This is a genomic window from Micromonospora fluostatini, from assembly GCF_050410825.1.
GTDB lineage: Bacteria > Actinomycetota > Actinomycetes > Mycobacteriales > Micromonosporaceae > Micromonospora > Micromonospora rosaria.
On sequence record NZ_CP191251.1, the window covers coordinates 3,930,806 to 3,943,213 of the forward strand.

Below are 12,408 nucleotides of genomic sequence, written 5' to 3' on the forward strand. Positions count from 1 at the left end.
CCGGCACTGCCTGAGCCGGGGAGGCGGCACCCGGCGGGGGCAGCGCTCCGGCGCAGGGCGCCGCCGGGCGGGCTCAGGTGCCGTCGCCGGCCCCACCGCCGCCGGGGCCGGCGCCCTCGCCGGTCATCCCGCCGAGCCCGTAGCCCGCCGGACCCGGCCCGTCCGGGTGGCGGCTCACGTGCGCCGACTCGGTCACCTGCGCGGACCAGTCGGCGTGGGCGGCCATCTCGGCGTGCCGGTTGATCGTGGACCGTAGCCACCCGTCCACCACGGCCGGCCAGTCCTGCCGCTCGGCACCGGCGTGCCACACCCGGAACCGGCTGATGCTCTGGTGCGTGGCCCCGGCCAGGGCCAGCCGGCGGTCGGCCCAGAGGAGCACCTCCAGGCCCGCCGAGTTCGCCACGAAGATCACCTCCAGTTCGGTGATCGGGCCGGCGTACAGCGGCGCCACCCAGTACCCGAGCCGCTGGTGCACCGGCAGCGCCTGCTCCACCCCGGGCAGCCGGCGCTGTTGCAGGGCGGCCTGGCGCAGCACGAAGCCGAGGGTGTCCAGGGCGGCCAGGACGTGCTGCTGCACGGGGAGCGGATGCACGAAGACCGGCACCATCGCGCCCTGGCCCACCTCGGGGTCGGGCCCGACGGCGACCTCGGTGCGCAGCCCGGTGCGCAACCCCATCAGCGGTACCCCGCCGAAGATCGTCACCGGGGCCTCCCAGGGCAGCGGCACCGCGAAGTCCACCGCCCGGCGGCGGCCGGCCGGCACCACGAACCGGCCGGCGATCGTGACCTGGTGGTACTGCACCAGGCGGGGGCCCCGGGCCGGGTCGTCCGGCTCGGCCTGCACGACCAGGCCGAGCCGGATGTGCCGGACCGGCACGTCGTCCCCGCCGGCGGCGAGCGTCACCCGCCCCGGCAGCCGCAGCCCGGGGCGGGTGCTCGGATTGGTCACCGTGGTGTGCACCGACAGCCCGGTCCAGCCGGACTCCGGTGACACCCCCGTCAACCGCACCGCCGTCGCTCCTACCTCATCCGCCGCCCACGGGGCACCGGGTCGGTCTCGTCGTCGAACTCGCCGATGACCTCCTCCAGGAGGTCCTCCAGCGCGACGAAACCGATCGGCCGGGTCGGCCCGCCACCGTTGCGGACCAGCGCGAGCTGTGTCTGTCGGCCCCGCATCGCGGCCACCGCCTGGTTGACCGTGGACTCCGCCGGCACGGTGAAGGCGCTGCTCATCAGCTCACCGGCGGTCGCCGACCGGCCGGTCGTCACGGCCCGGACCGCCTCCCGCACGTGCACCAGGCCGACCACGTCGCCGCTGTCGTCGACCACCGCCAGCCGGGACCGGCCGCTGTCCCGGCTGACCTCCTCGATCCGGTCCGCCGGGTCGTCGCGCCGGACCGTCACGATCCGGTCGAACGGCTCCATCACGTCGGCCACCGTGGTCCGCTGCAACTCCAGCATGCTGGTCAGCAACTGGTGCTGCTCCGCGCCGAGCAGCCCGTGCTCACGGGACTGCTCCAGCAGGATGCGCAGCTCACTCGGCCCGTGGACCTGGGCCAACTGGTCCTGCGGGTTGACCTTGACCAGCCGCAGCATCGCGTTGGCCCACGCGTTCAGCACCGACAGCACCGGGCGGGCGACCCGGGCGAACGCCCGGAACGGCAGGGCCAGCAGCAGCGCCGACCGCTCGGGGTGGGTGATCGCCCACGACTTCGGCGCCATCTCGCCGACCACCAGGTGCAGGAAGGTGACCAGGCTCAGCGCGAAGACCAGGGCGATGACGTGGCTCGCCGCGGTGGGCAGCCCCGCCGCGTGCAGCAGCGGGCCGAGCAGCCGCTCGATCGCCGGCTCGGCCAGCGCACCCAGGCCCAGCGTGCACAGGGTGATGCCGAGCTGCGCGCCGGCCAGCATCAGGGACAGCTCCCGGACCCCGTCGAGGGCCGCGCGGGCCGCCCGGCCGCCACCGACGGCGAGCTGCTCCAGGCGGTACCGCTTGGCGGCCACCAGGGCGAACTCGGCGGCCACGAAGAACCCGTTGAGGGCCAGCAGCACCACCGACACGGCCAGTGCGATCCCGGGGCTCACGCCGTCACCCCCTGGGCGTGGGCCGGACCGACGACTCGCTCACTGCGTTTGCTCACGCCGTCACCTCCGTGCGCTCCTCGGGGGCGGCGACGCGGATGCGGACCGAGTCGGCCACGTGCCGGTCGACGGCCAGGACCTCGACCAGGGCGGTCGGCACCGTCCTGGGCTCCTCGCCGTCGGGCGGCAGCACGATCTCCAGCCGGTCACCCACCTCGGGCACCCGGCCCAGCTCGCGCATGACCAGTCCGGAGAGGGTGTCGTACTCGGGGGCCTCGGGCAGCGCGATGCCGGTGCTGTCGGCCACCTCGTCGATGCGCCAGCGGGCCGGCACCACCCAGGAGCCGTCCGGTTGCCGGGCGGGTGCCCGCTCCGGCGGGTCGTCCTCGTCGCGGATCGGGCCGACCAGCTCCTCGGCGAGGTCCTCCAGCGTGATCACCCCGGCGAAGCCGCCGTACTCGTCGACGACGCAGGCGAGCTGCCGGTGCCCGGAGCGGAGCCGGTCCAGCACCGTCGGCAGCGGCAGGGTCTCCGGCACCAGCAGCGGCGGTACGGCGACCGCGCCGACCCGGGTGCTGCCGCGCTCCGCCGGGGGTACGCCGAGCACGTCGGCGATGCCGACCACCCCGACCAGGTCGTCGACGCCCTCGGCGCCCCGGACCGGGAACCGGGAGTGGCCGGTGTCGAGCAGCTCGACCACCCGGCTGACCGGCTCGTCGGCGCGGACCGTGTGCACGTCGACCCGGGGGACCATGGCCTCCCCGGCGGTGAGCTGCCGGAAGTCGAGCCCCCGGTCCAGCAGGTCGGACATCTCCGCGTCGAGGTGACCCTCCTCGCGGGACTCCGCGATGATCTGCTCCAGGTCCTCCGGGGTGGCGCCGCTGGGCAGCTCCTCGATCGGCTCGATGCCGACCCGGCGCAGCAGCCGTACGGCGGCCCGGTCGAAGAGCTTGATCAGCGGGCCGGCCACCTTGAGGTAGATCAGCGTGGACCGGCTCAGCGCCCGCGCCAGCGGCTCGGGGCGGGCGATGGCGAGGTTCTTCGGGGCCAGCTCGCCGAGCACCATCTGCACCGCGGTCGCGATGATCAGGGCGAGCGCGACCGAGAGCGGGAGGCTCACCGCCGACGAGACGCCGACCCCACCGAACAGCTCGGCGAGCCCGGCGCCCAGGTACGGCTCGGCGACGTACCCGACCAGCAGCGCGGTGACGGTGATGCCGAGCTGGGCGCCGGAGAGCATGAAGGAGAGCCGGGCGGTGACCTCCAGGGCCCGCGCGGCGGACTGGTCGCCCTGGTCGGCGAGTTGCTTGAGCTTGCCCCGGTCGACCGCGACGTAGCCGAACTCCTGGGCGACGAAGTACCCGGTGGCGACGGTGAGCAGGGTGATCAGGACGAGCCCGACGAGGATCAACACGGGAGTCTCACGGCTCCCGGGAGCGTCGGGACGGGGGAACGCCGGGCAGTGCCCGGCTGGCTACTGCTGCCCTCCTGGGCAGAAGAGTCGGTCATGGGCCACATTTTATCGGCGATTGCCGGGTCCGCGCGGTGGGTGCGCGGGACCGGGCCCCCGCCCGCCGGGACGTCGGCGGGAGCCCGGTCGACCGGTCAGCTCTGCACGATCCGGACGTCGTCCACGGCCGCCTCGACCAGGCTGGCCGTGCCCGCATCGGCGGCGTCCACGACGATGCGGACCGTCTGCCCGCGCAGGGCCGAGATGTCCGTACTGGTGGTCTGCCAGGCGGCGGCCCGGTTCACCGCCGCGCCGGTGAGGTTCAGCGCGGTGACGGTGCTCGTGCCGACCACCCGTACCCGCAGGTAGTCGGCGCTGGAGGCGTTGGTGAGGTGGGCCAGGTACGCGGCGAGGGACAGGGTCAGCGTGCCGGTGGCCGGGAGGGTGATCGGCGCGGACTGGATCGTGCTGACGCCGCCGTCGAGGTCGTTGTCCCCGGCGGCGGCCCCGGCGGTCGCCCCGGTGACCAGGGCGTGGCTGCCGGTCGCGGCGGCGAGTTGGGTGCTCACGCCGCCGCTGCTGGTGGCCGCCGGGACGCCCCGCTCGAAGCGGCCGGAGGTGGCGGTGTCGGTGCCGGCCGGGTTCACCGTCCAGCCGGTGGCGGTCTCGAAGCCGTCGGCGTGGACGGTGGTGCCGGGCGGCGGCGCGGCCCCGGCCAGAGCCCAGACGGCGTACCCGATGGCGTCGGTGTTGCGGTCCAGCGCGGTGGCGTTGACGTTGCTCAGGTTGTCGCAGGCCCGGTGGTAGCAGGGGTCGAAGGCCGCGCCGGCGGTACCGCCCCAGAGCGCGACCTGGGCGCTGGTCTTGGCCCCCTCGGCGCCGGTGAAGGTGCCGCCGGCCGGGATGCCGGCGCTGATGAACGGCCCGTAGTCGCTGCGCCCGTCGAAGTCGGTGCCCCGGGTCGGCACCCCGATCGAGGTGAAGTACGCCTGGAGGGTCTGCTCGATCTGCGCCGAGCCGGCCGGGCCGGGACCCGCACCGACCCCGTCGGAGTTGTCCCCGTCGTAGACGAAGTAGCCGGGGTTGGGCGAGCCGACCATGTCGAAGTTGAGGTACGCCTTGATCTTCGTCCGCTCGGCCGCCGGCAGCGCGGTGACGTAGTGCCGCGAGCCGCGCAGCCCCAGTTCCTCCGCGCCCCACCAGGCGAAGCGCAGGTGCTTGTCGGGGCTGAAACCGGTGCGCGCCACGGCGAGGGCGACCTCCAGGATCGCCGCCGAGCCGGTGCCGTTGTCGTTGATCCCCGGCCCGGCGGTGGTGCTGTCCAGGTGCGCCCCGGTCATCACCACCGCGTTCGGGTCGCCGCCCGGCCAGTCGGCGATGAGGTTGTACCCCGTGGCGCCGTTGTAGGTGAACGACTGCACGGTGGTGGTGTAGCCGGCGGCGTCCAACCGGCCCTTGACGTAGTTGACGGAGGCCAGGTAGCCGGGGCGGCCGTGCGCCCGGTTGCCGCCGTTGGCGGTGGCGATGGTGAGGAACTGGTCGAGGTGGGCCTGCACGTTCGCCACCGGGATGTCCGGGGCCGCCAGCACCGTCGGGGCCGCCAGCGCCGTCGGGGCTACGGCCGGTGCGCTGCGCGGGGCGGGGGCCGCGCCGGTGGCGGTCGCCAGGGTCACGGCCGCCGAGGCCAGTACGGCGATCCAGGGGGTACGGGATCTCATGGGTCCTCCGGTCGGGGGCGGGACCGGCCGGGTGTGGATGAGCCCGACCGACGGACGGCCATTGATCGACGACCGTCACTGCACGAGGGTGGGCTCCGGCCCGGGGCCCGACAAGACGCAAGGACGGGAATCGTCGCAGTCCCCGAATTGGGACCGCTCGGTGGTTCTGCGGACAGAGGACCCGGACCGCCTGCCCCACCCGCCGGGTGACCCGCACCGGGCCACACCCGGCACGCCGACGCCCGGCACGACACGCCGACGTCCGGCACGGCCACCGGCACAGCCGCGTCCGGCGCGGCGGCTCCACCCGGCCCGGGTCAGCGGTCGGCGAGTTCGTCGGTCTCCAGCAACGACCGGTCGTGCCGGCCGGTCCGGTAGGCGGCCCGCCCGATCATCTGCGCCGCCACCGGCGCGGTGGCCAGTTGGAAGAGCGCCACCACGGCGACCATGCCGAGGTCGGCCGGGCTGCGCAGCCGCAGCGCCAGCCCGAGCATGGTCAGCAGCACCCCGAGCACCTGCGGCTTGGTGGCGGCGTGCATCCGGTCGAGGGTGTCCGGGAAGCGCAGCAGCCCGATCCCGGCGGCCAGGGCGAGCAACGCGCCGGCCACCAAAGCGCCGGCACCCGCCCAGTCGGCCACGGCGCCGAGGCTCATGCCTCCTCCCGCACGGCGAAGCGGACCAGGGCCACCGAGCCGATGAAGCCGAGCAGCGAGAGCACCACCAGCACCGGCAGGGTGGAGGCGTGCCGGTTCACCGCCGCCTCCGCGCCCACCGCCGCGACCATCGTCGCGAGCAGCATGTCGGCGGCAATCACCCGGTCCAGCAGCGAGGGACCCCGGTACATCCGGGCCAGCGCGAGCAGGGCGGTCCCGGAGAGCAGGACGGTGACGAGGACGGCGAGGACGGTGTTCACGGTGCGGACCCCCGGTCGACGGTGACGGCGTGCAGTTCCCGGGCCGACCCGATCGCCCGGACGATGCCCCGCTCCACGGCCAGCACCCGCTCCCGGTTGGCCGCGAGGCCCCCGGTGCCGGGCAGGTCGAGCACGTGGATGTAGAGCACGGCGTCGTCCCGGTCGACGTCGATGACCAGCGTCCCGGGGACCAGCGAGACGACCTCGGCGGTGAGGGCGAGGTTCAGGTCGGTGTGGACCCGCAGCGGCACCGCGATGATCGCGCTGCGCGGCGGCGGGCCCGGCCGGACGGCGAGCACGACGACGTGCACGCTGGCCCGGACCAGGTCGACCACGAACGAGGCCGCCATGGACACCAGGGCCCGGAGCCGGATCCGGCCGCCGAAGGTGACCGGGGGCAGCGGGAAGAACACCAGCACCGCCCCGCCGACGAGCAGCCCGCCGACCAGGTTGGCCCAGGTGAACCGCCCCCAGAGCAGGTTCCAGATCAGCACCAGCCAGCCGAGCGCGATGGCCTGGTCCCGCCAGCGCCCCAGCCGGGCGCGCCAGCTCGGGCTCACGATGTCGCCTCGTCGGCCGGACGCGGCAGCACGGCCCGCAGGTACGGTGTCCGGTCCCGCAGGTCGCTGGCCGCGTCGACGGTGACGTCGAAGATCGGCCCGGCGGCGACGGTCAGCCCCAGGCCGAGGACGACCAACGCGGCCGTCGCGCCGACCATCAGGCCGGGTAGCCGGGTGGGCGGCTCGGCGGTGGCCAGTTGCGGGGCCCGCCAGAAGGCGATGCCCCACACCCGTGACGCGGCGTAGAGGGTGAGCAGGCTGGTCACCGTGCCGGCGGCGACCAGCACCCAGGCCAGCGGGGTGCCCTCGGCGACACCGGCCTGGAGCAGGCCCAGCTTGCCGAGGAACCCGGAGAACGGCGGAATCCCGGCGAGGTTCATCGCGGGGACGAAGAAGAGCACCGCGAGCATCGGCGCGACCCGGGCCAGTCCGCCGATGTGCCGCAGGTCGGTGCTGCCGGCCCGGACCTCGACCAGCCCGGCGACCAGGAACAGCGTGGTCTGGATGGTGATGTGGTGGATCACGTAGAAGATCGCCCCGGAGAGTCCGGCCACCGTGCTCAGCCCGACCCCGAAGATCATGTAGCCGATGTGGCTGACCAGGGTGAAGGAGAAGAGCCGTTTCATGTCCGACTGGGCGACCGCGCCGAGGATCCCGACCAGCATGGTCAGCCCGGCCACCACCAGCAGCAGCACGTCGGACACGCTGTCGGGGAAGAGCAGCGTCTCGGTCCGGATGATCGCGTACACGCCGACCTTGGTGAGCAGGCCGGCGAAGACGGCGGTCACCGGGGTGGGGGCCGTCGGGTAGCTGTCCGGCAACCAGGCCGACAGCGGGAAGACCGCCGCCTTGACGCCGAAGGCGAGCAGCAGCATCAGTTGCAGGCTCAGCCGTACCTTGTCGGGCAGCGCGTCCAGCCGCTGGGCGAGTTGGGCGAGGTTCAGGGTGCCGGTGGCGGCGTACACCAGCCCCACCGAGCCCAGGAAGATCATCGACGACAGGACGCTGACCACGACGTACGTCGAACCGGTCCGGATCCGGGTCTCGGTGCCACCCAGCGTGATCAGCACGTAGCTGGCGGTCAGCAGCACCTCGAAGCCGACGAACAGGTTGAACAGGTCACCGGCGAGGAAGGCGTTGGTGACACCGGCGGTGAGCACCAGGTACGTGGGGTGGAAGATGGTGACCGGCGCGCTCTCCCCCACGTCGCCCTGCCCCTGCCCGATCGAGTAGAGCAGCACGCAGAGGGTCACCGCCGCCGAGACGACCAGCAGCAACGCGGCCAGCTCGTCGGCGACCAGGACGATGCCGACCGGCGCGGACCAGCCGCCGACGTGCATCACCACCGGCCCGGACCGGTACGCCTGCACCAGCAGCACCACCGCGACCGCCACGGTGGCGGTGAGCACCGCGACGCTGACCGCCCGCTGCGCCCGGGGCCGGTTGGTCAGCAGCAGGGTCAGCGCGGCACCGAGCAGCGGCACCACCACCGGCAACGGGACGAGCGCGGACATCATCGCGGCTCACCGCCCTGCGGTCGGTGGTGCGGGGGCGGCGGGTCCACCTGTTCGGGGTCGTCGTCCGGCCCCTCGCCGCCGAGGTCCCGGGCGGGCAGTTCGTTGCGCTCGGCGAGCCGGACCACCTGCTGGTCCTCCAGGTCGTCCTGCACCTCGTCGCTGCCGGTCAGGTACCAGCTCCGGTACGCCACGGCGAGCAGGAACGCGGTCAGCCCGAAGGTGATCACGATGGCGGTGAGCACCATCGCCTGGGGCAGCGCGTCGCTCATCCGGGCCACCGGGTCGGCGCCGACCACCGGCGCCCCGCCGGCCCGCCCACCGAGCAGGACCAGCAGGTTCATCCCGTTGCCGAGCAGGATGATGCCGAGCAGGATCCGGGTCAGGCTGCGCTCCAGCAGCAGGGTCACCCCGGTCGCGACGAGCACCGCGACGGCCAGCACCAGCACCAGGGTCGGCCCGGCCACGCCCTCGGTCACCACCCGTACCGCCAGGTCGCCCACCCCGGCCGGACGCGCCGCCGGCCCGACCGAATGGGGGAGCACGAGCGGGCCCCGCGTCACGGTCCGCTCCCGGGCCGGTCGACCAGGGGGCCCCGACCCGAGCCGCCGGCCGCCTCGATGTGCCGGTCCACCTCGGCGCCGAGGCTGCGCAGGATGTCCAGCGCCAACCCGATCACCACGAAGTAGACCCCGACGTCGAAGAAGAGGGACGTCACCAGGTGGACGTCGCCGACGCCGGGCACCGAGAAGTCGATCTTCGTGCTCTCCAGCACCGATCCGCCGGACAGCAGCGCCACCACACCGGTGCCCACCGCCACGGCCAGGCCGGCGCCGAGCACCGTACCCGCGCCGACCGGCATCGCCTCGGCCAGTTCGTACCGGCCGCCGGCCAGGTACCGGACCGCCAGGGCGAGGCTGACCACCAGGCCACCGGCGAAGCCCCCACCGGGGGCGTTGTGCCCGGAGAAGAGCATGAACAGCGAGAAGAGCACCACCGTGTGGAACAGCAGCCGGGTGACCACCTCGAAGACGATCGACCGCTGCCGCTCGCGCAGGGTCGCCCCGCCCCGCAGCCACACCGACCGGTCGGTGTCGCGCGGCCCGGCCGGTGCCCGGTCCCGCTGCGGCCGGCGGGGCCGGGGGCCGGTCCGGGACCGCTGGAAGACCAGGCTCGCCACGCCGGTGGCGGCCACCACGAGAACCGACAGCTCGCCCAAGGTGTCCCAGGCGCGGATGTCCACCAGGGTCACGTTCACCACGTTGCGGCCGTGCCCCTGGGTGACCGCCAGCTCCGGGAAGGCGAGCGAGTCCGTCGGGGCCTGCCGGGCACCGGCGGCGGTGAGGGCGAGGCCGGCCACCACCACGCCCGCCGCGACGCCGATGCCGCGCCGGACCCACCGGCTGCGGCGCAGCGGCCGGGCCGAGAAGCGTTCCGGCAGCCGGCGCAGCACCAGCACGAAGACCGCGATGGTGGCCGTCTCCACCAGGAACTGGGTCAGCGCCAGGTCCGGCGCTCCGTAGAACACGAAGAGCATCGCGCTGCCGTACCCGGTGACCCCCGTCAGCAGCATCGCGGTCAACCGGCGGCGGGCACCGACCGCGAGCACCGCCGCGACGGCGACGACCCCCACCACGACCAGTTGCAGTGGGGTGTCCCAGAGCGCGATCCGGGTCCGCCAGGGCCGGGCCAGCAGCAGCGCGGTGCCCGGGACCAGCACCAGGACGAGCAGGATCGTGCCGAGGTACTGCGGCAGGCTGCCGCGCTGGGTGGCGCCGGTGACCTCGATGGCGAGCCGGTCGAAGCGGCGGACCACCCACTCGTACCCCCGCTGGCTGTCGACCGGGGCGCGCAGCCGGGCGCAGGCCGGGGCGAGCGGGCCGCGCAGCGCGAAGAGCAGCCCGCCGCCGAGCAGGGCGAGCAGCGACAGGCCGAGCGCGGGGGTGAGGCCGTGCCAGAGCGCCAGGTGTTCACCGGGCCGGCCGAACAACTCGGCGTACGGCCGCAGCAGGTCGTCCAGGCCACCGGCGAGCGGGCCGGCGACCAGCCCGAACCCGGCCAGCAGGGTCGGTGGCAGCAGCATCGGGGCGTTCGACGCGCGGAACTCGCTCGGTGCGGTGCCCGGTTTGCTGGCGAACGCGCCCCAGACGAACCGGACGCTGTACGCGACGGTGAGCACGGTGCCCACCACCAGCCCGGCGAGGACCACCGGCCGGTGGGTGAAGGCGGCGAAGATCGCCTCCTTGGCGACGAAGCCGAGCAGCGGTGGCAGCCCGGCCATCGAGGCGGCGGCGAGCACGGCGATCCCGCACAGCACCGGGGCCCGCCGGCCCACGCCGGACAGCTCGGCCACCTCGCGGGTGCCGGTGGCGTGGTCGACCACGCCGACGACGAGGAAGAGCGCCGCCTTGAAGGCCGCGTGGGCGAGCAGCATCGCGGTGGCGGCCAGCGCCGCGTCCGGGGTGCCCGCCCCGGTCACCACCACCAGCAGGCCGAGCTGGCTGACCGTCCCGTACGCCAGCAGCAGTTTCAGGTCGGTCTGCCGCAGCGCGGCCCAGCCGCCGACGATCATGGTGGCCAGCCCGGCCGTGAGCACCACCGGCCGCCACCCGGTGACGGTGGCGAGCACCGGGGCGAGCAGGCCGATCAGGTACACGCCGGCCTTGACCATGGCCGCCGCGTGCAGGTACGCGCTGACCGGGGTGGGGGCCGCCATCGCCGCCGGCAGCCAGGAGCTGAACGGCAGGATCGCCGACTTGGACAGCGCGCCGACCAGGATCAGCACCACCGCGACGATGAGCGGGGCGCCCCCGGGCAGCGGTCCGGCGCTGATCACCGACCACCGGTAGCTGCCGGCGTGCGCGCCGAGCAGGAGCACCCCGACCAGCATGGCCAGCCCGCCGAGGGTGGTCACGGTCAGCGCCTGGGCCGCCGCCCACCGGCTCGACCGCCGCTCGGTGCTGTGCCCGATCAGCAGGTACGAGAAGACCGTGGTGAGCTCCCAGCCGACGTAGAGCAGCAGCAGGTCGTCGGCGAGGACCAGGCCGAGCATCGCGCCGGCGAAGGCGACCAGGACGCCCGCGAACCGGGCCAGCCCCACCGCCCCGGCGGTGAAGTACCGGGAGCAGTAGACCAGCACCAGCGCCCCGACCCCGCCGACGAGCAGGGTCATCAGCCAGGACAGCGTGGTGAGCCGGAAGGTGAGGTCCAGGCCGAGCTGACCGACCCACGGGTACGTCTCGACGACCGCGTTGCCGTCCCGGACCACCGGGGTACGCAGCACCGCCCAGCCGAAGGCCGCCGCCGGCGCCAACGCGAGCGGCCAGCAGGCGCGCGGTCCCCACCACCGCACCAGCAGCGGCGCGACGAGCGCCGCCACCAGGTGGAGGATCAGCAGTGCCAGCACGGGTGCTCCAGGTCGACGGGGCGGCGCGGCTCGGCCGGGCCTCACGGGAAGGCCTCAGCAGCGATCAGACGCCAGTTCGTCGCCCGGCGAGGGGCTTTTGCGTAATAAATCCGCTTTAGAAGGTTTTGCAGCTTTACGAGGTTTTACGCGGACGGGCCGACTCAGCCCACGACCACGTCGCCCGGCGTGCGGGCCGCCGGCCGCGCCGGCCCCTCGGGGCGGGTCTCCACCAGCAGGTCGGGCCGGCCGAGCTGGCGGGCCACCCGGTTGACCACCTGCTGCGCCGCGGCCAGCGACCGCACCGACAGCAACCGGCCCCGACTCTCCCGCCGCAGCACGAAGAAGTGCACCGCCGCCCGGACCCGACCCCGGTCGGCCGCGCTGGCCTGGGCCGTGGAGACGACCAGCTCCCGCAGGCAGCCGGCGAGCCGCTCGGCGAGCTCCAGCTCGGGGCCGTGCAGACCCACCCGGACGGCGGCGAGATGACCGTCGACCTTGCGGATGAGCACGTCGGTGCCGGACTCGAAGCCACGCTCATCGACGGCCATCGATTCTCCCCACCCCGGTCCACGCTGCGAGTGAAGTTACGTTATGTTGTGATCTAGATGCAAGCAGTTAAGTAAGACTTAACGCGCGTACGTCGCAGTTGTTGGTTTACCCGTCGCTCTTGGACAGAACAGCGCCGCCAGCCGTGGAAATGTCACACGACCGGGGCACCATGAGGTGGTGACGGGTACCGGAAGCGCCAGCGCAGCCCCGCCCGGG

11 protein-coding genes are annotated in these 12,408 nt (G+C 74.0%); all 11 read right to left on the reverse strand.

From position 1 onward, the window contains the following. Positions 1–73: 73 nt before the first annotated feature. The 11 genes from ACQUFX_RS17155 to ACQUFX_RS17205 all read right to left on the reverse strand — a co-directional run bounded on the left by ACQUFX_RS17155 (position 74) and on the right by ACQUFX_RS17205 (position 12,191). A complete protein-coding gene (locus tag ACQUFX_RS17155; RefSeq protein ID WP_428961380.1) occupies positions 74–1,009 on the reverse strand; it encodes a sporulation protein in 936 nt (311 codons plus the stop codon). Between the two features lie 11 nt (positions 1,010–1,020). Then, a complete protein-coding gene (locus ACQUFX_RS17160) occupies positions 1,021–2,085 on the reverse strand; it encodes a hemolysin family protein (RefSeq protein WP_428961381.1) in 1,065 nt (354 codons plus the stop codon). Between the two features lie 52 nt (positions 2,086–2,137). Next, a complete protein-coding gene (locus tag ACQUFX_RS17165) occupies positions 2,138–3,496 on the reverse strand; it encodes a hemolysin family protein (protein ID WP_428961382.1) in 1,359 nt (452 codons plus the stop codon). 191 nt (positions 3,497–3,687) lie between these two features. Continuing rightward, entirely contained in the window at positions 3,688–5,250 is a 1,563-nt protein-coding gene (locus tag ACQUFX_RS17170) for a M28 family metallopeptidase (RefSeq protein ID WP_428961383.1), read from the reverse strand. Between the two features lie 317 nt (positions 5,251–5,567). Continuing rightward, positions 5,568–5,903, reverse strand: coding sequence for a monovalent cation/H(+) antiporter subunit G (gene mnhG, locus ACQUFX_RS17175; RefSeq protein WP_428961384.1), 336 nt, complete (start codon positions 5,901–5,903; stop codon positions 5,568–5,570). Next, positions 5,900–6,163 (reverse strand): monovalent cation/H+ antiporter complex subunit F, encoded by a 264-nt coding sequence (locus ACQUFX_RS17180; RefSeq protein WP_067366494.1) that lies wholly within the window; start codon positions 6,161–6,163, stop codon positions 5,900–5,902. Before ACQUFX_RS17180 ends, mnhG begins: the two co-directional genes overlap by 4 nt. Then, complete coding sequence (locus tag ACQUFX_RS17185; protein WP_428961385.1) at positions 6,160–6,723, reverse strand: Na+/H+ antiporter subunit E; 564 nt, start codon at positions 6,721–6,723, stop codon at positions 6,160–6,162. The genes ACQUFX_RS17180 and ACQUFX_RS17185 overlap by 4 nt, the downstream gene beginning before the upstream one ends. Further along, positions 6,720–8,237: a Na+/H+ antiporter subunit D gene (locus ACQUFX_RS17190; RefSeq protein ID WP_428966982.1), complete on the reverse strand. Its 1,518-nt coding sequence runs from the start codon at positions 8,235–8,237 to the stop codon at positions 6,720–6,722. The genes ACQUFX_RS17185 and ACQUFX_RS17190 overlap by 4 nt, the downstream gene beginning before the upstream one ends. Further along, positions 8,237–8,716 carry a Na(+)/H(+) antiporter subunit C gene (locus ACQUFX_RS17195; protein ID WP_428966983.1) on the reverse strand — a complete coding sequence of 160 codons (480 nt, stop codon included), beginning with the start codon at positions 8,714–8,716 and terminating at the stop codon, positions 8,237–8,239. Before ACQUFX_RS17195 ends, ACQUFX_RS17190 begins: the two co-directional genes overlap by 1 nt. 80 nt (positions 8,717–8,796) lie before the next feature. Beyond that, positions 8,797–11,643: a Na+/H+ antiporter subunit A gene (locus tag ACQUFX_RS17200; protein ID WP_428961386.1), complete on the reverse strand. Its 2,847-nt coding sequence runs from the start codon at positions 11,641–11,643 to the stop codon at positions 8,797–8,799. A gap of 161 nt (positions 11,644–11,804) precedes the next feature. Further along, positions 11,805–12,191 (reverse strand): hypothetical protein, encoded by a 387-nt coding sequence (locus tag ACQUFX_RS17205; protein WP_428961387.1) that lies wholly within the window; start codon positions 12,189–12,191, stop codon positions 11,805–11,807. Between the last annotated feature and the right edge of the window lie 217 nt (positions 12,192–12,408).

What these genes read in the sequence shown, in the direction of transcription:
- ACQUFX_RS17170 (WP_428961383.1), bottom strand. Translation starts at nt 5,250, where the DNA reads ATGAGATCCCGTACCCCCTGGATCGCCGTACTGGCCTCGGCGGCCGTG.
- mnhG (WP_428961384.1), bottom strand. Translation starts at nt 5,903, where the DNA reads ATGAGCCTCGGCGCCGTGGCCGACTGGGCGGGTGCCGGCGCTTTGGTG.
- ACQUFX_RS17190 (WP_428966982.1), bottom strand. Translation starts at nt 8,237, where the DNA reads ATGTCCGCGCTCGTCCCGTTGCCGGTGGTGGTGCCGCTGCTCGGTGCC.
- ACQUFX_RS17205 (WP_428961387.1), bottom strand. Translation starts at nt 12,191, where the DNA reads ATGGCCGTCGATGAGCGTGGCTTCGAGTCCGGCACCGACGTGCTCATC.